This is a genomic window from Methanospirillum hungatei, assembly GCF_019263745.1.
Classification (GTDB): Archaea; Halobacteriota; Methanomicrobia; order Methanomicrobiales; family Methanospirillaceae; genus Methanospirillum; species Methanospirillum purgamenti.
Window position 1 is genome coordinate 1239468 of record NZ_CP077107.1, and the last position, 21554, is coordinate 1261021.

General features: G+C 40.4%; 19 protein-coding genes, 1 tRNA gene and 2 pseudogenes. 9 read left to right on the top strand and 13 right to left on the bottom strand.

Translation table 11 applies throughout. The annotated features are described in order from the left end of the window. Window positions 1-22 precede the first annotated feature (22 nt). The 6 genes from KSK55_RS05770 to KSK55_RS05795 all read left to right on the top strand — a co-directional run bounded on the left by KSK55_RS05770 (window position 23) and on the right by KSK55_RS05795 (window position 5055). Window positions 23-1333, top strand: a complete 1311-nt coding sequence (locus KSK55_RS05770) for a protoporphyrinogen/coproporphyrinogen oxidase (protein WP_218608541.1) — start codon at window positions 23-25, stop codon at window positions 1331-1333. Beyond that, a complete protein-coding gene (locus KSK55_RS05775; protein WP_218608542.1) occupies window positions 1330-2307 on the top strand; it encodes a glycosyltransferase family 4 protein in 978 nt (325 codons plus the stop codon). Before KSK55_RS05770 ends, KSK55_RS05775 begins: the two co-directional genes overlap by 4 nt. Beyond that, complete coding sequence (locus tag KSK55_RS05780) at window positions 2304-3002, top strand: glycosyltransferase family 2 protein (protein ID WP_218608543.1); 699 nt, start codon at window positions 2304-2306, stop codon at window positions 3000-3002. The genes KSK55_RS05775 and KSK55_RS05780 overlap by 4 nt, the downstream gene beginning before the upstream one ends. Before the next feature lie 85 nt (window positions 3003-3087). After that, a complete protein-coding gene (locus KSK55_RS05785) occupies window positions 3088-3885 on the top strand; it encodes a response regulator (RefSeq protein WP_218608544.1) in 798 nt (265 codons plus the stop codon). A gap of 44 nt (window positions 3886-3929) precedes the next feature. Beyond that, window positions 3930-4001: transfer RNA gene (locus tag KSK55_RS05790), tRNA-Arg, on the top strand. A 331-nt stretch (window positions 4002-4332) separates the two neighbouring features. Beyond that, entirely contained in the window at window positions 4333-5055 is a 723-nt protein-coding gene (locus KSK55_RS05795) for a lectin-like protein (protein WP_218608545.1), read from the top strand. 1382 nt (window positions 5056-6437) lie between these two features. Here KSK55_RS05795 and KSK55_RS05800 read toward each other — a convergent pair. Continuing rightward, on the bottom strand, window positions 6438-8459 hold the full coding sequence (locus tag KSK55_RS05800; protein WP_218608546.1) for an RNA-binding domain-containing protein: 2022 nt from the start codon (window positions 8457-8459) through the stop codon (window positions 6438-6440). A 301-nt stretch (window positions 8460-8760) separates the two neighbouring features. Next, the gene (locus KSK55_RS05805; RefSeq protein ID WP_218608547.1) at window positions 8761-9198 is read right to left on the bottom strand and encodes an EVE domain-containing protein; all 438 of its coding nucleotides are present in this window, start codon (window positions 9196-9198) and stop codon (window positions 8761-8763) included. Window positions 9199-9326: 128 nt separating this feature from the next. Between KSK55_RS05805 and KSK55_RS05810 the strand changes: the two genes are divergently transcribed. Together KSK55_RS05810 and KSK55_RS05815 are read left to right on the top strand one after the other, a co-directional pair. Next, window positions 9327-10958, top strand: coding sequence for a type I restriction-modification system subunit M (locus KSK55_RS05810; RefSeq protein WP_218608548.1), 1632 nt, complete (start codon window positions 9327-9329; stop codon window positions 10956-10958). Window positions 10959-11123: 165 nt separating this feature from the next. Then, window positions 11124-12785, top strand: a complete 1662-nt coding sequence (locus KSK55_RS05815; protein ID WP_218608549.1) for an SIR2 family protein — start codon at window positions 11124-11126, stop codon at window positions 12783-12785. Window positions 12786-12986: 201 nt separating this feature from the next. Here KSK55_RS05815 and KSK55_RS05820 read toward each other — a convergent pair whose 3' ends face one another. Both KSK55_RS05820 and KSK55_RS05825 read right to left on the bottom strand, forming a co-directional pair. Next, window positions 12987-14663, bottom strand: coding sequence for a pentapeptide repeat-containing protein (locus KSK55_RS05820; protein WP_218608550.1), 1677 nt, complete (start codon window positions 14661-14663; stop codon window positions 12987-12989). Window positions 14664-15169: 506 nt separating this feature from the next. Further along, window positions 15170-15277: pseudogene (locus KSK55_RS05825) on the bottom strand (ATP-binding protein); the annotation flags it as partial. On the opposite strand from KSK55_RS05825, the pseudogene KSK55_RS05830 reads away from it, so the two are divergent. Continuing rightward, a pseudogene (locus tag KSK55_RS05830) lies at window positions 15269-15385 on the top strand (histone-like protein); the annotation flags it as partial. The pseudogenes KSK55_RS05825 and KSK55_RS05830 overlap by 9 nt on opposite strands. On the opposite strand, the gene KSK55_RS05835 reads toward KSK55_RS05830, so the two are convergent. From KSK55_RS05835 to KSK55_RS05875, 9 genes are all read right to left on the bottom strand, one after another. Then, entirely contained in the window at window positions 15382-15963 is a 582-nt protein-coding gene (locus tag KSK55_RS05835) for a tetratricopeptide repeat protein (protein ID WP_218608551.1), read from the bottom strand. The pseudogene KSK55_RS05830 and the gene KSK55_RS05835 sit on opposite strands and share 4 nt — an antisense overlap. 104 nt (window positions 15964-16067) lie before the next feature. Then, the gene (locus KSK55_RS05840; protein ID WP_218608552.1) at window positions 16068-16208 is read right to left on the bottom strand and encodes a tetratricopeptide repeat protein; all 141 of its coding nucleotides are present in this window, start codon (window positions 16206-16208) and stop codon (window positions 16068-16070) included. A gap of 217 nt (window positions 16209-16425) precedes the next feature. Continuing rightward, a complete protein-coding gene (locus KSK55_RS05845) occupies window positions 16426-17562 on the bottom strand; it encodes a hypothetical protein (RefSeq protein ID WP_218608553.1) in 1137 nt (378 codons plus the stop codon). Between the two features lie 7 nt (window positions 17563-17569). Continuing rightward, window positions 17570-18643 carry a hypothetical protein gene (locus tag KSK55_RS05850; RefSeq protein ID WP_218608554.1) on the bottom strand — a complete coding sequence of 358 codons (1074 nt, stop codon included), beginning with the start codon at window positions 18641-18643 and terminating at the stop codon, window positions 17570-17572. Between the two features lie 426 nt (window positions 18644-19069). Further along, on the bottom strand, window positions 19070-19270 hold the full coding sequence (locus tag KSK55_RS05855; RefSeq protein ID WP_218608555.1) for a hypothetical protein: 201 nt from the start codon (window positions 19268-19270) through the stop codon (window positions 19070-19072). A gap of 262 nt (window positions 19271-19532) precedes the next feature. After that, window positions 19533-19859, bottom strand: coding sequence for a hypothetical protein (locus KSK55_RS05860; RefSeq protein WP_218608556.1), 327 nt, complete (start codon window positions 19857-19859; stop codon window positions 19533-19535). Window positions 19860-19963: 104 nt separating this feature from the next. Continuing rightward, complete coding sequence (locus KSK55_RS05865) at window positions 19964-20194, bottom strand: hypothetical protein (protein ID WP_218608557.1); 231 nt, start codon at window positions 20192-20194, stop codon at window positions 19964-19966. A gap of 268 nt (window positions 20195-20462) precedes the next feature. Beyond that, entirely contained in the window at window positions 20463-20693 is a 231-nt protein-coding gene (locus KSK55_RS05870; RefSeq protein ID WP_214420613.1) for a type II toxin-antitoxin system HicA family toxin, read from the bottom strand. Continuing rightward, window positions 20693-20917 (bottom strand): type II toxin-antitoxin system HicB family antitoxin, encoded by a 225-nt coding sequence (locus KSK55_RS05875; protein ID WP_214420612.1) that lies wholly within the window; start codon window positions 20915-20917, stop codon window positions 20693-20695. The genes KSK55_RS05870 and KSK55_RS05875 overlap by 1 nt, the downstream gene beginning before the upstream one ends. Window positions 20918-21554 lie beyond the last annotated feature (637 nt).

Below are 21554 nucleotides of genomic sequence, written 5' to 3' on the forward strand. Positions count from 1 at the left end.
ACACATATTCTTGAAGTAAATTATGAAAACAGCAATACTGGGCGGCGGCTTATCAGGCATCACTCTTGCACGCATCCTCTCTGAAAAGGGGGATGATGTTACCGTTCTGGAACAGGAGATTACTCCGGGTGGCCTGTGTAGATCATGTAATTCGAACGGTTTTACCTTTGATATTGGGGGATCCCATATCATTTTTTCACGGGATACCGAGGTTCTTGGGTTTATTCATGATGTTCTTGGTGCAAACAGGACCGAAAGAATCAGAAACACAAAAATACTCTACAAGGGCAGGTATGTAAAATACCCATTTGAAAACGCCCTGTCTGAACTCCCACCTGAAGACTGCTACACATGCCTGTATGAATACATTAAGGCACTTATTACTTCTGAAAAGGGAGAGAATAATCCTCCACACAATTTTCAGGAGTGGATTCTACAGACGTTCGGGAAGGGTATAGCTGATGCGTACCTGATCCCATATAATACAAAAATCTGGAATTATCCTCCTGAGCTGATGTCGGCTCACTGGATGGAAGGAAGAGTTCCAAGGCCTCCTGTTGAAGACATCATAAAATCTGCAGTCGGCATCGCTACGGAAGGATATGTCCATCAGGCAGTCTTCTCATATCCGATCACCGGAGGAATTGAGGCCTTAATTCATGCCATTGCTGCCCCGGTCAAAAATAAGATAAAAACCGGATTTCGGATATCACAGATACGAAAACAAGCAGACGGATATGAAATAAGCGATGGAACGCAGATCGTTACAGCAGAAAGAATCATCAGTACTATTCCTCTGCAGCATCTTGCTCTCTGTCTCGATGATATCCCACAAGAAATAAAAAAGGCCATACGTGATTTGAAATATAATTCTGTTATTGCTGTGGGTGTTGGCATTACAGGTTCCGTCCCACCATACTCATGGGCATATATTCCGGATACTGGCACATCTCTGGCAAACCGGATATCATTTCCCTCTAATTTTTCAGACACCACTGCTCCGGAGGGGTGTTCTTCAATATTAGCTGAGATAACATACAATGATGGTGATGCAGTTTCACAGATGACCGATGCAGCGATTATAGACCATGTTGTGAGTTCGTTATCAGGAATCGGGCTTTTTAAACCAGAACAGATCATAACAACCCATGTATCACGATCTCCATTTGCATATGTTGTTTATGATCTCGCATACCTGAGAAATATTGAGATCATAAAAAAATACTTCCAGAACAGCGGCATATCCCTTGTCGGACGGTTTTCACAATTTGAATATCTGAACATGGATGGAATCATCCGTTCGGTCATGAACTTTACACGCGATCTGAAATGAAGATCAATTTTGTCGTAGAAGACATGTTTGTCTTTAAGTACATTGGGTGTTCCACTGTAGCGAAAACCCTGTACCGAGGATTGAAAAATCAGAACGGGATAGATATTAGCTGGGAGCGGTATAAATTTCAGGCTGACATCTCGCATTATCACACCTTTGGCCCGATTGCATTGTTAAACAGGCGTCTGGCATCCGGAAAAAAGATTCTGACCGCTCATTCAACTCCACGGGTAAACATTGGAAACCTTGCACTCACAAAAACCATCAATAAGAGGTACCCGGATATATATCGAAAATTTGACCATATCATAACCATTTCAGAAGCATGTGAAAAGGAGGTGAAAGAGATGGTTCCTGATATTCCGGTCACCCGGATACCAAACGGTATTAACAGGGAGTATTTCTCTCCATCTCACACAAAACGTGAAGAATTCAGAGAGGCATGGAACATATCACCAGAGGAACAGGTTGTTCTGACGGTTGCCCAGATTAGTCCAAGAAAAGGATTTTATGATTTCATGAGCCTTGCAGCAAAAAATCCGGAAGTCCGGTTTATCTGGGTTGGCGGCTTTCCATATGGACTTGCTTCCAAAGACTATCTGAAGATAAAGACGATGATACAGAGAAAACCAAAAAATGTTCTCTTCACTGGATTTGTCAGAGATATCGCAGAAGCATACTGTGCTGCAGATGTATTCATTATGCCCACCTATGCAGAAACATTCGGACTTGCAGTTCTCGAAGCTCAAGCATGTGGTCTTCCAGTAATCGCTCGTGATATCCCTGAGTTTCATGAGATATATGAAGATTCAGTCAGATATTTTTCAACTCCTGATGATGCCCATGCAGAACTCCATGATGAGTCCTCTTTGGAGAAGTGTGCACATGGAGCACGTGACTTTTCCTCACGATATGATATCAGGCAGGTCTGTGCTGAACATCTCTCTCTTTACAATAAACTGGTTACATCATGATATCGGTAGTTATTCCGTCATTTAATGAAGGTGAACGAATAGAACGATGCCTTGAGTCATTATTAAAACAGGATCTGCCACGAAATGAGTATGAAATTATTGTGGTTGATGGTGGCTCAAAAGACAACACCCGTGAGATTGCAGAAAAATATGCAGATATCGTCTTTATTCAGACGAGTCCGAAGGTGGGCGGTGCCAGAAATGACGGGGCAGTTCGCGCCAGAGGGGAGATTATTGCTACAACCGATGCAGATACATTTCTTCCACCGGACTGGCTTGTCAGAATAAAGAAGGGATTTACGAATCCAAATGTGGTTATGGTGTATGGTCCGGTCTGGCCTATCGAGTCAACTCTGAAAAACAGACTGTATTTGTTCATGGCAAATACTTTTGCACATCTGGGATATCTCACAGGAACAGTTCTTTTTACCCTTGGATGTAATAGTGCTTTCCGGGCTGATGAGTTTAAAAAGGCTGGCATGTACCGGGTATCTGATGCAGGTGATGATCTTGAGATTGCTCACCGGATGCGAAGGATTGGGAAGGTAAAATTTGACAGGAAACTCTTTGTTGGATTTTCAATGCGAAGGTATGATCAATTTGGTGCATTCCGTTCTATTTATGAATGGTTTTATATTGTCTTCCATGGAGGCGATGCGGAAAAATACCAGTATACCAAAAAGGAATACCGGTAATCAATCATCCGAGAAGTAATAAACCAGAGTATACAACAGGTATACAAGGATGAAACCCGTAATTCTGGCAACACACTGACATTACATGTTCGAATCCCAAAAAAAGAGTAAATCAGAGATACTCGTCGTTGAAGATGATGAGATCATTGCCACTCTTATCGAACGATTTCTGATCCAGTATAACTATACAGTTTGTGCCAAGGTTGCATCCGGTGAAGATGCCTTATATAAAACAGCTGAGCATCTTCCCGACCTTGTTCTTATGGATATTAACCTGGCCGGTAAGATAGACGGGATAACCGCAACGAAATTTATAGCCTCAATTTTTCATACTCCGGTCATTTTCCTTTCAGGCCAGGATGATGATACGACACTTGAACGGGCAGCACTTGCAGAACCAGCAAGTTTTATCATAAAACCATTTACTGCGAAAGATCTCTATTCAAACATAGAAATTGCTCTTCACAGGGAGAGAATATTTAAAAGATCCAAGGATTATCAGGAAGATAAAATTAAGCGATTGGCACGAGCAGCATTATCTGACCTGGATGCCTATTTCATTCTTGATATCCGGGGCAGGATAATTTTTATCAATCCTTATGGAGAGTATCTCCTGAATGTTCAGCGCAATGACATTATATTAAAACCAATAGGGAATTTTCTGACATTTTATGATACCAGGCAAAAAATTGTCTTCTCTGACACATTCCTGGATGTTATAAGAGAAAGTCTGGTTCTCGGTATAAGACAACATATTGCTGTGAAAATGAAAGATGAAACCTACCGGCATGTCATCATCCAGTCAACTCACATCAGGAATGCGAGCAAAGAGTCAATTGGGATGATTGTCCGGATGCATATAAAGACAAAGAGTGAGTTATGAATACCTTCATATGCGATAATGAATAACATATACAGGCACGGTTAGTCCCGGTAGGGTAGTGGATATCCTAGAAGCCTGCGGAGCTTTTGACCTGGGTTCAAGTCCCAGCCGGGACGTCTTTTTGTTATTCTTTCAAAATCTTTGCCGGATAATTTTATAATTTTTTTTGCTATCTGTTTAGTAAATGCTCTCGAATAGTCATTCTCATTCCTTTTTCAATCCTCTCTGCAAATGAGAAACACTCTCTGATATTCATGAACAAAAGAGATAGGATATTCTCTGATTGTGACAAGTTCGACTCTCCTATATCATGAATCTGGGCATTCGTACCTTGGGGAGGATTCTTTGGATAGTAGACGCTTCCTCAGGATTGCTCTTCCAATACGAGAAACCCCTGATCCACTAGAATATAAGATAGACTGATTAGATACAAAATATAATACCAGTATGCTTTCAGGAGTGGTTCGTCTATTTCAGTTATTGGTTGTGTTAACCATAATTACCTATTCCGCTTGTGCTTCTTCATCATCAGGGTTGATAACAATAAATCTGTCTTTACCGACAAACCTGTCCGTTTTTTCTGATATTATTGATATTAACATATTCCAGACAGTAGGTCCATCGCATGAACTAGATTCGAATACTATTGAGCAAGCGGTACCTGAACAATCAAACGAGGTAAAAATTCCAGATTACTCAATACAGTGGTCAAGTAATATGAACAATATTACTCATGTATACAAAGCTGTAATTGCTCCTGGAATTACCTGGACTCAAGCAAGAGATGCCGCAATTACAGAAGGTGGACATTTAGTTACAATCACCAGTAAAGAGGAAAATGAGTTGGTATTCTCATACATTAAGAACGCATCCTTTTGGTCTCCTTGTAGAGGTAATATTTTTGGACCATGGTTAGGTGGATACCAACCTTCAGGATCAGATAATTCAAGTGCTGGGTGGGCCTGGGTGACAGGGGAAAAATGGGAGTATACTAATTGGTTTGCTGAAGAGCCTAATGATTATAGAGGAGAAGAAGATAGGTTATTTTTCTACATGAAAAATTGTACTCCATCTGCAACATGGGGTGATCATCGAAACGATGGAGATGGGAATACTGCTTATATTATTGAATGGGAGAACCCCAATAATTCACCCCATTTGGTTCTTTAGTCAAATTTCCTTATTTAAATCGATGTTATACAGCCAATGGGAGTCCTTATCCTTTGTATTTCTCACAGTACTCTTGAGTTGGTAAAATTAGATGAAATTCAACCGTTTGAACGAAATAATTAAATATCATATATATTTTATTTTGTTCATTTTAGTTATGGTCAGACTCCTTTGACTGCAAAAGAGATCGATAATTGTAATCCAGATCCGAACGTTTTTTTCAGAGAACCATAAAATAAAAGAGGAATGTGGTACCTGCAGATGGATTGAGGACTGCAACAGAGTAAGGGTATTTGCCCCTGGGACGACCTGAATAGGTGATAGAATTCTTTACATTGTTAGAAAAGAATTTTTAACCCCTCAACATCCCGGCCTTGATCACCATAAATGAAGGTATTCTGAAATGATGCATAATATCCGGATCCTGTTCTCCTCCTTTCATATCAGGGATTGGTTCATGAAGAGAGTGTACACTGAAGCCGTTTTTCTCAAGATACTAAAAATAATACGATAGTGGGCGATGATAATGCATTGTTTTCCCCCAAAAAAATAACGATTCAGATTTCACACTCAGATAATCAGTTACTCTCTTATATGTTCGGGCGCCGGTTTCATCCATGACCCAATCACTCGAAAAAAAGCAGGGATGTGTGATTCATAAAGATCTGTATTGCAACATTGGAAGGTAGATAGGTCACAATCCAATGTCAAACGTTTTATTGTTAGACTTGACAAAAAAGATGGATTTATCACTGTTCGATGGATTGTGCCAGCGTCTTTGCATCTTTAATTACCTACATTCCAGCGGGATTACAGATTGGATGCTTGATATACTGCATGAATACCTCGACATCCTCACCTTCAAGAATGAGTCCGAGATCAATTGGTTCTGCCATTATGTTCCCTCGTGTAAATTAACAAAATATTTGGAACTATAAAGGATTATTCTGTTCTGTAGAAAGAGAAGTTTCAAATCATACCTCTCCACCCATTCCCCTTCTATGAAAGCACCTCCATCTGAAGTTCGCCTCGTTAACACATATCTCAAGTTAGCAATAATTATCAGAAATAAGGCCATCAAAGGACTTTCCTTCAGATATACACCTTAAAAGATATTTCATCGAGAATATGTTTAGATATACTTGATCATCCTTCAATCCAGAACACCTCTTTCTCCACATATAGCCGGATATATGGATCAGCTCTTGAAAAATAATTAAGCGCTGATTATCGGTTTAATCCTTGTAAAAGATGAAGAATCTTACTTCAATTCGGGCAATTGGATACGTGGATGGATACCCGATCCCTGACAGAAAAGGGAAAAGACAGGCATGGGCCATATAGCATGCAATCTTGAAGAATATCAATTAATAAAACAGATATCATAATGATTTACGAATATACGCCTGATCCGGGTGAGTTTTCTTATCAGGATACCGGGGAATCAGGATACCCTTCTGTACCATGGTCCGAATGTAATTATTCCGAATCACTCTTTCACTCCGGTGCAGCATCAAAGCAATATCACCAAGGGTCTGAAATTGTTCTGAGCAGATATCAAGAATGAATGATTCCATCTCTTCCTTCGGAATATTTTTCCGGCCCCTCATTCCTTTTTCAATCCTCTTTGTCAGAGGGACTGCTCCGGTGTTCATGAGCGAAGGAGACAGGGTATTCTCTGAATGTGACAAGCTCGCTTCTGAATATGACAAGCTGCCACCTGAATGTGACAAGCTCGACTCTCCTGTATCATCAGTGAGATGGCTCTGGGTAACAGTACTCTGAGGAGGATTCTTCGGATAATAGACTCTTCCTCGTGACTCTCCTTCCGGAACGAGAAATCCCAGATCCACCAGAATCTTCAGATCTTTAGTCAGATCAGAAGGATGGATTCCTGACATCTCCCGGATCCTCTTATGTGTCACTTCACCATCAGAATAGGCCAATGCAAGAGCGATCTTCTGTTCATGTGAGAGTGCATGAAAGGATACTCCATAGGTAGAATCAAGATATGCCAGAATATTCTCCGGGAAGAGGTGTATCATGCAGAGAGTCAGGGTCGTCGTATCCGGTCCGAATGACTCGACATAATGAGGATTGCGATACTGTTCCTGAGCCCAGTTGGAAAAGATGCTGGGAATGCCTGATCCTGCCTGGTCACCAAATCCTACCATCCGGAACATGACCTGCAATGCACGGTTCCGACAGTCACTCGTCCCCCCATGAGCTGCCAGTTCGAGGGGGATACGCATTGTCCCAGGATTTCTGAATATGATCTGATCTACCCGCTTTTCTATAAGAATTGAAACCGAACTTGAATAGTCTGCATGAATGAGAGCATTTACTAATGCTTCCCGGATGGCTGCCTCTGCCGGGGTATCTTCCACCCGTTGCCCATCATGAAGATGAAACGGACTTTTCAGATCGCGTTTCAATCTCCGGTATGTCAGTTGGAAGAAATCAAACAGGTTGCCAGACCAGCTTCCATCAGGAACCAACCGGTCAATCCACCGGACAGAACCACTTCCTTCAGGAATCTCACGATAATCGAGGAAGAACTCCGGGAGAAATTCGGTGATCGTCTCCCACCTGCCAAACATCAACAGTCCGGCAACGGTAAGCCCTTCTTCTTCGGTCTCACGGTCTTTCCGGTATCCCTGGAGATGCGTAAGGAAATCATAATCAGAGTCGTTGTTCCAGGTGTGTGACAGATTAGTTATCCTGAACCGGTTCCGATAGGCATGAAAGCTTTCAAGATGGAGATCATCAATGCCGGTGTGAGGAATTATCCGCTTATCCTGTCCATCACTGACCTGTTCAGCGAGCATTCGCTTTACCACCGATTCATCGCACCGGTAATCTCCCTGATAATTTCTGCGATATGTTCCGGTGATGGGATTATTGTTGAGGTAAATCGGTTTTTCCTTGCGGGTGGCACGAGGAACCCAGATGACAAGAATGGTCTTGTCAGCTACCTGGACTTCAGAGATATTTGAATCCTGTAAGAGGTTCTTACTTACTTTCTGCTTGTTATTCAGCGTATTGGTGAGGTCTTCCCTGATCTTTTGAACCTGGTGGAGTCCATATACAGAGAAATGATTCTTTGGTTTCTCTTCGATTCCAAGAAGAATCACACCCCCGTTAGTATTTGCCATAGCACTGTAGGATTCAAAGAATGATTGCGGGAGTTCTCCATTGCCATCTCTCCCACCTGCCTTCTTTGCTTCCCGGTTCAGATCTTCATACAACTGATCGGTCTGGATCAGATCAACGAGTGCATCAAGAACTATGGTTTCAGTGGCGGGCATGATGGGGTTCCTCCAGGAGTTTTTCCGGGTGTGCTTAGGATCTATTGACAGGTACCGGTCTTTATTCCAGCATATTCGTTTGTTCCACACTGACATGAGGGTTCTCCTGTCTAGTCCTTTTTATGCTATTCGAGGTATAATACTCAATGAGAATATTATGGCAGATTTACCAATTGCAGCAGTAATCAGGATCGCAAAAGCAAATGGAGCCGGGTGGAAGACACTCAAGGCCGAAGACATTGAAATGGCTGATAAGAACTAATTTTTTTCTTAGAAGATTTCTTACCCTTTTTTTTAGATCCCAGTAATACACTACCCATTCAAATCTTCCATGGACTTAACCGGGAGGGGGAGTGATGGGAAGGCATACTGACGCAGAGGAGTCGGATTTAAGGGATTATTTCCCTGCTTCAATAATTTTCCGATAGTCTTCTTCAGGAATTTCCCGCATCGCCTGCCTGAAGTGACCAGACCACATAGTCTTATTAGTTACAAATCCAAGTTCCGGAATGAGAGGTTTGAGTTCTACTGGCTCTTTGAATATCTTAACTGGTTTTAGCCTGAACCGGTATGGAAATACTTCATCCCCCATTTGAGGAGGAGCGGTAAAGAGGAGTCTCACATCCTCATAAATTTCAGTCACCTTAAATTCTCCCATGATTGCCGATGGGAGTACATCTTTTCCACGGACTTCTGATCGAGTATACATGAGGATGGTATCCCCGACTTTCACCCGGGTGTGCAGGGATTTACTCCGTTTTGGAACTCCCCAGATATTGTGCGTCTTTACGACCTCCCAATTCTCCCGGTTCCCGGAGGCGATCCAGATTGCCATGATATCAGATCAGAGCAATGCGGATTATTTCTTTTGTTCTGTATCTGAATTTCTTACCTCAATTACCATATTAGAAGAAAACCCAATTAGCAATTAATTAGTGGTATCTTTTACAGATACTATATCGGATGTCCCAAGCCTCATTTTCGAATAATTCCACTCTCGATGAAACCACGTTAGGAAACTGGCTCTGGGATGCAGCATGTAAAATTCGCGGAGAGATAGATGCAGCTAAATACCGTGATTATATTCTTCCGCTTATCTTTCTTAAACGCCTCTCCGATGTTTTTGAAGACGAACTAACCCGCCTCATCTACGAGTATGGAGAGAGTGAGATCGTTGAAGCGCTCATTCTGGAAGATCATAATCTTGTCAGGTTTTATCTTCCTGTTGATGCTCGCTGGGAAACAATCACAAAAAAGAAGAAAGATGTCGGCCAGTATCTTACCGATATCGTTCGAAAATTAGCTCGTGAGAATCCGAAACTGAGTGGTGCAATTGATATTGTAGATTTCAATGCAACCACATCAGGGGAACGGATCATCAGCGACGATAGTCTTATCGTTCTGGTAGGGGTTCTCTCAAAATACCGGCTTGGGATCAATGATGTACAGGCTGACATCATCGGACGGGCATATGAGTATCTGCTTCGTAAATTTGCCGAAGGTTCTGGTTCATCGGCAGGTGAGTTCTTTACTCCGCCTGAAGTTGCCCGCCTGATGGGATGTATTCTTGACCCAGAACCGGGTGAGACCGTATATGATCCCTGCTGCGGGTCGGGTGGTCTGCTTATCAAGTGTGCTCTTCGGTTCCGTGATAAGTATTCAGAGCAATCGTCAACTGCCCCTCTCAAATATTACGGACAGGAGTGGCTCGCTCTTACATCTGCAATGGCAAAGATGAATGTCTTCCTCCATAATATGGAGGCAGAGATTGCCATCGGTGATTCGATGAATAATCCGAAGTTTCTCTCCAGGAAAGGGAAACTTCAGCATTTTGATATGGTCACGTCAAACCCGATGTGGAATCAGAAGTTTGATCAGAGAGTCTATGAGAATGATGAATTCTCCCGGTATTTCTCGGGTTATCCGAACAATTCTTCAGCAGACTGGGGATGGGTTCAGCATATGGCGGCTTATCTCACTGATTCGGGGAGAATGGCAGTGGTTCTTGATACCGGTGCGGTTTCACGGGGAAGTGGGAGCGGGGGCTCAAACCGGGAACGGGATATCAGAAAAGCATATGTCGAGCAGGATTTGATTGAATCAGTTATTCTTCTCCCTGAAAATCTCTTCTTCAATACAACTGCACCAGGAATCATCCTGATTGTGAATAAACAGAAGAGACACCCCCGTGAGATTCTTCTGATCAACGGGTCCGGTCAGTTTGAGAAGGGAAGACCGAAAAATTTCCTCACCGCTGATGCAATCAAAACGATGGGGGAGATATATCTACAGTGGAAAGCAGTCGATGAGATATCCATCATCATTACCACTTCAGAAGCAGCGAAGAGTGATTATAACCTCTCTCCTTCCCGTTATATTGCAAAAGCAGCCGTAGATGATACGATTCCCTTGGAGGATGCCGTATTCTTATTGAAAGAGGCAGAAGAAGAACGGGCTCTTGCAGATCAGAGGTTATGGGAGGTTTTGGCAGAACTTGGATTAGGGGATGAACCGGTCTCCCCTCTCCTCAGTTCATCACCTCCGATGGCAGTTGCCGAGAAAAAGCAGCCGTATGGAAAAGGGAAAAAATCATAATTCCTATTTATTACAAAGAGAGAAAGTATGCCTGAATCCCCAATTGCACAAAGTAATTCACTTGTAAAACTTGCTTTCTCAATATACTCATCCCCTGGAGCATATGCTCTGCTTCTTGGCTCTGGTGTATCAAGAAGTGCTGAAATTCTGACGGGTTGGGAGGTAATGCTGGACCTGATTCAAAGAGTGGGAAAAATCAATGGAGAAAAAAAACTTGATAATCCGGTCCAATGGTATCAGGAGAAATTCGGAAAAGAGCCATCGTACGATACTCTACTGGATGAACTAACCTCTTCCCAAGCAGGGCGAAGGGATCTATTGGCTAATTATTTTGAACCACGGGAGGCTGATATAGATGAAGGAAGAAAAATACCGCAGGCAGCTCATCGGGCAATTGCCTCATTAGTCAAAACGGGATATATTAAGATAATAATCACCACAAATTTTGATCGGCTTATTGAGACTGCTGTCTATGATATCGGATTTCATCCGTATGTGATATTTCATGAAAGTGGGATACGCAGTTGCCCCCCTCCTGCACACATTCAGCATTCTTGTATCATCTTCAAAATTCATGGGGATTATTTGGATACTCAACTCCGAAATACTCCTGAAGAATTAGCAAGGTATCCAGATTTGATAAATCAATATCTGGATCGAATTTTTGATGAATTTGGTTTAATTACCTGTGGATGGTCTGGAGAATATGATTGTGCGATAATCGAACGGTTGAAAGCAAGAAGGAGTGATTCGCCATATCCAATTTATGTTTCCTCTCGAGGTAAAAAGAAACCAGCGATTCAGGAGTTACTCAAAATACCAAATACCATACCAGTAGAGATTTCAGATGCAGATGATTTTTTTGAAAAATTGTCCGAAAATGTTACTTTCCTAATGGAACATAACAAAGAGCCGCTGACTGATGAATTGTTGGTAATCCGAGTAAGAAAATATCTCAGTGACACAAAAAATCAAATAAAATTGTGGGAATTATTGAACACAGAAGTAAAATCTGTTCAGGAGAAAAACAATAACGAAATATTAAGGGCAATATCAAAGACTTCATTTACCGTCAAAGATTTGATGGCTCATTTCGAAACTAATATCAAAAATCTTGAAATTATTTGTATGAATGTTGCCTTTTTTGGAGATCAAAGTTACTCACCGTTTTTTAGATCCATTATTGAACAATTAATGACTGTTCAGGAGAAAGGATGGTATAACAAGTTAGTTTCCTTACAATATTATCCAGCACTATTAATTGCTTATATTTCAGGAATCATTCTGCTTAAAGATGATAAATTTTCACAGTTATCAGAATTATTACTTAACCCAATTTGTTATGATTATAATGAACGAAAACCATCAATTTCGATTATTAATACCCGAACAGTTTTTAGAGATAGTGCCGAAAAACAGATAGATTATCCAAATGCAGAAAATTTGTATGCTCCAGTCAGCGAATATCTTTATCATCGATTAAAAGATCCTTTATCCACATTTTTTTCAAATGAAAATCACTATTCAGAGACTTTTGATTTGTTTGAATACTTATTATCATTGATCTATATTGATCAGATCTACCCTGATCTATCCAAGGGTCGAATCTGGTCACCAATTGGCAGATATAATTGGAAACGTGAGTCATACTATAATGAAAAAACCCCTTTCTTTGAACAAAAGGTTGAACAGTGGTTGCATCAAGGAGAAAATCTCTCTCTTTTTAAAGAAGGGTTTTTCCAAGCGTCTCCAGAAAGATTGAACCAATGCCATCAAGGTTTATTACTATTATTAAAATCATCAAAAGAACAGTGGATTCGAATTTAGGGAGAGTATTTGAGTGATATTTTTTTTCATTTTTCAATTATTTCAGTACCCTTTAAAAAGGGACTAAAAATGGTTATAATGATTACCATTCGCATTGGACTTAGAATTATTAAATATTAATAAAAGAATCAGGTTTTTTATTGAATCGGATATAAAGGTTTTTGTTACTGAAATCATTTTAAAAGTAGAACATGAGGATTCTCAAGATCTCATATATTTTCTTGCGAATATTGTGATAAAAGAAGCTATGAAAAAAGTTCCAACAATAGCTTCAAAACTGGCTAGATATTTCCCTAAACCTGGGTTAATTATCATTCCTCCATATCCTGGAGTTATTGCATTAGTAAGGCTGAAATAAACAAAATCACTTAGGTCTGTTGCGTTAAAGACTGGGTGCTGAGTCATGTCTAATACAAGATATAGAATAGTAAATAATGCAACAAATAATAGCCAGTAGATGAATGTTAACCCCGGTCTAGTACCATAAAAGAAAAATTTTTGGAGTGGTAATTCGATGATTCGGAAATACCAGGGTTTTTGTTTCCGCCTAGCTATCATTTCTTTAAAGTAAAATTCATCAGCTTCATGATTATTACCCAAGTTTTCATAGTGGTTCTTAATATTTCTAAAAAAGTTTTCTTCCGAGATATAATTTTCAAAGCTAATATTATTTATACCATAAATTTCTCCAGAAACCTCTAAGTTATTCAAATTGATAATCCCGCCAATTCTCATGGGTTCAATAATTAGGTTTCCAGACACTTTTGTAGATATCATTTCAAGATGGGAGATGTCGCTTGAAGTTGAAAGATCTAAATGTAAATCATGTTCAAAGATTGAATTATTTATTAGTAATTTTGCTTTTTTACCTATTAATTGCGGATTTATAATCGATGAATGTCGATAGTTTGTCCTAGATAAATCGAAATCATTCATAATTTTTGCATTATGAAGGATATCAGCATTACTTGAAAATGTCACTCCAGAAAAATACGTTTCTCCTGAAAAAATCGTTCCTGAAAATATAATTTCTGAAAAAGTCATATTAGTATCATGAAAAATATCAAAGATTGCTTCTGAAAAATTGGTAATATTCGAGAATTCAGCATTAGTAAAATTGGTACTCGAATAAAATATCGCTTTTGAGAAATCTGAACTATCTTTGAATATTGTCCTACTAAAGTCAGTTATTCCGGAGAATATTGCCTTTGAAAAGTCAACTCCCATGGGAAATATAATATCTGAAAAAAAGGTCCAACCAGAGAGATTGACTCCGTTAAAAAATACATAATCAGAAAATGTAGCTTTTAATCGATTTTCTTTATCTTGAGTGTTCTGTTCTGAAAAATAGATATCACCTGAAAAAAAAGAGTTGGAAAATATTATCATACCCGAAAAAACTGTTGATATAAAATTAGTGTGCCCTGAGAACGTAACACCACCAAAAGATGCCCCATTAGGAAAAGTAGCCTTTGAAAAATTTATTTTCCCGAAAAAAACATCATTAAATAATGTACAATAGGGAAAATTTACCTCATTAAAATTTGTCTCTCCAGAAAATTCTGCACCCCTAAAATTTGGTCCCTCAGAAAAAGTTACTCCAAAAAAATCGGTAATACCAGGGAAAGTAGATTCAGAAAAGTTAACTTTACTTAAAAAATCAGACTTTGAAAAAGAAGAGTTTTCAGATTTTGCGAAAGATGCCCTTGAAAAATTCGTATCACCAATAAAGGTAACCCCTTCAAAAAGGGCTGCTCCAAAAAAAATTACATTCGAAAAATCGGGAGAACCGAGTTTTGCGCCTGAAAAATCTACCCAATTATAAAACACTGAATTCGAAAAGTCGGTTAAACCAATAAAGGAATTTGAAAAATCCACTCCTCCTAAAAACTTCGTATTTTTAAAATTAGGAGGTTTTTAAAAATACCATTATAATTGAGATTTCCAAATATTCCCCCCTCAAAATTAAAGTCATCTTTTTTGATTTCCTTTTGAAAAAATTCTTGTTTTAAATTATCAAGTGTCTTCCACTCCTTACTACCTCGATACTCTGGAAAATTAATGTGTAATATACAATAGTCCGAACCAGGGTAATTTATTTCAGAACACTCTTTATGATTTCCATATCTATATTGGCACATACTAAGAACTCAAACTTAGACATTAATGAAATTGTAGCTTCTTTATTCAAAAATCTACGAAATATGATATTTCAGATTGTATGGGGACTATCCTATAGAAGGCTCAAAGACGCAAGGATCCAAATATTATATGTTAATTAGTAGGGGTTGTCATCACCGGTGTAGAATCCCCCATTCTGCCGGAATAATATTCCCCAGATCACTTAAATGTATCTCCGGTGACTGCAATCTCGCTATCAGAGGTTAATCATCAGATTTGAGGTGTAGTTTATGCTTTTTTCTGTCTTTCATCCGGTAACTCTCCCCTCTGATATTCATCGTAGTACAGTGGTGTAGGATCCTGTCAAGAAGGCCGAAGAATACATCGCAAAACTGACAAAGGAAGCAGATAAACTCGCAACCCATGCAGGACGGAAGACGCTCAAAACTGAAGACATTGAGATGGCTGCCAAGAACTAAGTATTTTTCTTCTTGGGAGCTTTTTTCTTATTCATCATCTCAAACCCCTGTTTTGAAAGATCCCGGTAATACACACTGTCCAGGTTTGTGGGATCAAGGGCAAGAGATCGGTCAAAGGCATCAATGGCATCCTCAAACTTTCCGAGTTCAAACGAAGCCATGCCAATCCGGTGCCAGACCTGATAGTAATCAGGATCAATCCCGGTTGCCTCTCTCCATGCTGCGATTGCCTCTTCCCGTTTGTTAAAATAAAGCAATTCGCACCCCTTTTTGTAATAAGCCTCCGTAGAAAAGGGGTCTAACTGGATCACCTGATTAAATGCATCAAGTGCCTTTTCATGCTCATGAAGAGATGAGAGACCAACCCCCAGAGTGTACCATGCTATCACTTTTTGAGGATCTTTCCTGGTTACTTTTTCAGCGATCTCTACTGCTTCTGTAATCCTGCCAAATATCAGCAGAACAATGGCCTTATGGATCCAGGCATCCGCTATTTTGGGATTGATAGAGATAGCCTGTTCAAAGGAGGAAAGTGCCTCTTCATCCCGGTTGAGGTTCCGTAAAGAAATTCCTTGCATATCCAGGTCGCTGTATTCCGGGGATCCATCACGATGGAAACCTCATATGCTGCCAGGGCTTCCTGATATTTACAGAGAGAATCCAGGGCCATTCCTTTATTTGCCTAGGCTTCTGCATTCTGCGGATTTAAGCGAATAGCCTGATCAGCAGCTTCAATAGCCTCTTCAAACTCTCCCATCCGGTAGTACTGAAACCCTTTATGCGTCAAGTCGATATCTGATAGTGGCTCTGAAGATTTTTTCATCGACGGGTATTCCGTATCATATATTCAGGCTTCCCGGTTCATAACACCATTCCTTACGATTTACTGGAAAATGGTTTGGTCAAATCCCCCGGCATATCATACCCGATGCATGGATTAAAACAATATAATTGAGAGATTGCGAGGATTTGTATAAAAAATTATCGGAAATTCAGTCTTTATGGTTTTTATTAAATTGTTACTCAACCGGTGATCGAGATTACTTTTTCCCAAAATCGGATATTTCTTTTTGGCTGATGGTTTTCATCATTTCATCTTCAACTTTTAAACGGGCTTCAATTGTTGCTTCATACACAGCCCAATTTTCGATGTATTTTTCTTTTAGTACATCAACAACGGTCTTGGTTCGTTCACCACGACAATTTATTCTGAATGATTCTTTATCTTCATCGGCAAAAAGATCATATCGTAAACCGTATGCAACGACCTCCTCTAATTTTCTTTTCACCATATCCTTTTTTACTGAGGGCGATGTTACGAGAGAGATCGATTTCATCATCTCATTCATCATCAAATTTTTGGTTATTCGCTTTGGATCTTCGATGCTTTCCCGTTTAGCATACTGTTTTGGATAACACTGCCCGAGCACTGCCTGTTCAATGATAATATATGGATGGCTTGTGATGCAATAAGGGATGTCAAGACGTGTTTGTAATGACTTTTTTTCAGTTCCCATTTGAAGAAGTTCATGCAGAACAGGATCAGCATGAGAATATTTCTCTGATATCTGAGCAATCTTAGAGAATGGATGGAATATCCATATAACAAATCCATCTCTATTCAACATAGAGGACTTGTTTTTCTGAATAGAATCATCTTTAGATTGATGAATTTTTTCTGAATCTTTATCAGCGATACATAAGACATATTCACAGTCATCCCAAGAGATTGTATCATCTATCCTTTCAGAGAGATACTCCTTATTCTTTTGTACTAATTGAATCGATTGTTCAATTTCAGTGCTAACATTTTTCACACTGCTGATGGATGATTTACATTCGATAAATATTGCCTTTTTGCTAGTATCATTGAATAGTAAAAGATCAAAACTCTTATTCCCTTCCTGAAGACCCCCAAACTCAATGAGTGGTTCTGCACAAACAAAGTGGAATCCTGTTTTGATGGCTAGGTCTGTTCCGCAAAAAGCACGGCAACATGCCTGAACCATCTCCAAGTGTTCATATTCACTGGATAATTCCCGGTGAACTCGACCGAGAAAATTTGGTTTGTTGATCAGTTTCCATTTTTCAAGGCGAACTTTATATTCTTCTTTTTGACTTGTCGATAGTCGATGAAAAAACGAATCCGTTTTATCCATCACCCCAGGAATATCCACGAATTCCTCACACGGCTACTGCCATTGAATCAACAGATTCTATTATAAGTTCAAAAAATCGCATTGAAGAGCCAATACTTGTTTTTTCAACTGGATAGATACTGATACCTTCTTCTCTTGCTTCAATATCAATGAGAGAACCTGACAAGTTGTCAATTAATCTTGCTTCCAGATATTCCTGATTCTGATTCTCGTTTCTCCTTAAGAGTGTAAATTCCCATTCTTCTGTATGTATTTCTTTTATAATTTGATCAATTACATCAGAATTAACGGGGCGGGAAAGGTTAAGGGACCATGGTTTTTGAATATTGTAATTAAAATATGGTTTATTTCCTTGATGAAGAGTGTATGAAGAACTCGTAATAGCATCTCGAAGAGGTCCAATCCGTTCAATAATATGATCCAAAATACCAAAAATGCCTGATACTGCTCCCTCTTTTACAGTAATGATGCCTTTATTATCTAATCTAAAAGACCCAACATTTGGAATAGTAAAATCAAGAATCCTTGGGAGAATACCATAATAATACTCCAACTCTTCAAGTGTGTCCTTTCCATCAACTCCTCGGTATTGTATTCCCCGGGTAACTGAAGGTCGATAATATGATTTTGTTTTAGTGGTAGGTCCACGTTTTGCTGAGAAATAGGATATAATCAGGTTCTGATAATTAGATGCCAGATCATCTTTTATTTCTTTCATGACCGTTGGAGCTATCCAAAGATTCGAGAGTGAGCCGGAGAGATAGATATATTCAAATAAAAGATGGGGAATTTCATCGGTTTTTTTTGCATCAGTAATGAATAGCCCGATTTGATTTGAAACGTCAAAGAAAACTGAAAAGGGAACAATTCTCTGGTCTTTGTGCTCTTTTGTTATTTCAAAATAGGAACCACATTCTTTGAGTATTGAAAACCCAAACTCGATAATTGAATCTTTAAAATTCTGAAGAGTCAACCCATCAGCTACTGTTGCGATCACCTGCAAATTCCCGGATTTATGGGGAATTACACTCAGGTCATCAAATGATTTTTTGAACTCTTCAAGATCGGTAGCATGAACAGAATTAAAGGAGAATTGCATAGCCCCCTCTGCGTGTATATACCTTATGACAATAAAAGTACCTATCCCTTTCGTTTTGATCAGGGATGGACGATGATATCATGGATGAGGACAGAGGAGAAATATCAAAAATACCGAAATGTGGAATTGATTTGTAGATTATCAAATTTAACCATTTTTAAGAAAGTGGGAAAGAGAGAGGTGATTTATGGGTATCTCTTACAAGGGATGTGAACAAATGTCAGCCACTGAACCATACAGAAGAACATTCCGATGAAACCATATGGAAAGGATAATCCGCGTTTATGCGTTCACGGAATTGCCGAGACTCAATCCGCGATTATAAAGAATAAGGGAATGAACCCGCTATTCTTTATTCTCCCCAGAAAGCCGGCTTATCCATCAGGCACAACAATATCTGACCCGCTCGTTTATAACTGCAATGAATCAGAGCCGGACCCACTTGAGCAGCCCGGATAACTGGCTGATATGATCCATCGACGTAGCTGCCAGAGCAAGAAGATTAACTGATATCGTTCCATCCTCTGCTTCCTCAATCGAAGTTACCACCAGGGCTGCAAACTCCATCGGTTCAGATGCCAGTTTCAGATATCGGTACACCAGGAGAGCGGCAATCGCGTTGATCACCGTAGATCCCCCCCAGAATCCCGCTTACCATCTCCCACATCACAATCTCCCCCCATACTTCACAAAGTTACGAAGAGTCAGATTCCCGGGACACAAACCCGGAAGATTGCAGGGTATCGTTTCCGAACTTCAGCGATCCAAAACTCATCATACGGGATCCATATACATCCAGACCACCGGTTAGACCGGGACCGACCACCCATGACGCTGCATAACTTCCCTTGTTCTATATCCCCATTGAATAGAGTTCAGATTCTTCTTCCTACCCCTGGACATGCCTGATGAACACAAAGGCAAGGCTGTCGGGAATCAAAGCCGACTTCCCGGAAGCGTAATCCGAGACCAGGACCGGACCGGAACTCTTCACCGAGAGATCTGAAACAAGGCTTTCCCCTCCCGTCATAGATCGCGTAATTTCTGATGCATCCGCAGCCATGACACGGGAGGCATACGATCCGTTCTCCGTCTGCCCTGAACTCGCAAGCACGAACGATCTGTCAGTGAGGATTGAGGTACTCAGATAATCAGCACCCACAAGACCGGAGAAAACCAGGATCAGACCACCAGAAACCAGAAATATCCAGTTCATTTTCCCGTCTCGGCTGGAAACCGTCAAACTATCGCGATTGATGCAAACGGTATAAAACTCGCTATTTGCATCATGACACTTAAAGGTGCAGCTAAAGGCATCTTCTAAGCTGTCATGAGAGGGAGAACCACCCATCGCTGTTCCAAGAGCGGCAGTTCCCAGAATGGTTTTGTTACATCCGTGTTGAAAGCCGCTACAGTAGGAGCCTTAATACTGATCTGACCAACCGTCTTCGCCTCAGCGTTCTCATAGATGATCTTTCCAGAGTATGCCTGAGATGATCGGTTTACCCCCTCGACATTCGCACCACTCAGGGTATAATCGGTACATCCCAAGGGGTTCGTATCGAGTATGGTCTGTGCAAACGTAATGACGTGGTGAGATCTGGGATCGGAGATGCGAACTTCCGAACAGAGATCTTCACGAGCGATTTCTGAACAAAATCTGCCATTAAATTACTCCACTCGAATGACTCCGGTATAAATACATACGGGAGGAGTTTACAAATAGTTTAAACGGAACCAAAAACAGGGCGATAGGTGGCCGAATTGAGGATTCAGGAGCGTCTATGTGTTTGCAACTCATAAGAGGAGCGTTGCAGTATCAGATCAGCGTGAGAACCGATAATAGATCTTCAATATCAATTCCGGCTTGTTTTAAAATCGCCTTGAGAGTTCCCCTATCAAGTTCATCGTGATCAGGAACGACAATGGTTCGTTGTTCATTGGTATTTTTTAGAACAATATGACTTCCCTTCTGGTGATCGATTGAGTACCCCAGACGAATCAAAGCGTTAATTACTTTTCGTGCAGGGAGAAGTGGGAATTTTGCCATTACAGTACATCTACTAGGACTTCTCTGACACACACCTGACTTGCCCGAACGGGGATCGCATGATTATGAACTGATTCAAGGTATGCTTCTATTGCTTCCTTAGAATTTTCAGTAGCCTCATCGATAGTCTTCCCCTGAGTGATACATCCTGGCAGACCAGGGACCGTCACGACAAACCATCCATCTTCTCCCGGCTCAATCACCACTTTAAATTTTTGAAACATCGTACCCACTTTTTGTATATTGTTATTGTTAGTACCATATCTCTTTGTTTCTTTGTTGATAATCGGAGATCTATCGCCTCTTAGTCAACCACTATGAGCAACCCGGATAACGAATATGCGACTATCCCATAGGAATTGCAGCAAATTCAAACGATTCCAGATCAATACATCCGAGAATTATCTAATTCAAAGACGAATTCAAGGTACCCCTGAAATCTGGCGAATAATTTGTTTAGTTACAGTATCATCTGCCCCAAAAATCGACGGGAATTCATAACAGGTATTTCCGTGTTGGGGGACTGGGGCTTCCTGGGGATAATATCCAAGGCAACGAAGATCGAGAATCACCTCTTTCGTCTTAAGATCCCACTCCTCAAACATGATATCAAAACCGTTCAGTGTAGATTTGAGTTAGTCACAATTCTGGCAATTTTCCATCGAATAAACAATAATTATACTCATAATTGTTCTCTTTTCATTATCGAATAGGGACTATATTCGCTATTCCTGATTTCATATACACAAGGGTCGGGGTCGTCGTTTCGTTCCGTCCCCTCCCACTCACCCACGGTACACAAATCCTCCCCTACTTCGATATCAAGCATTCTCCCTGCCTTCCCGGTCCGGAATCACAAAT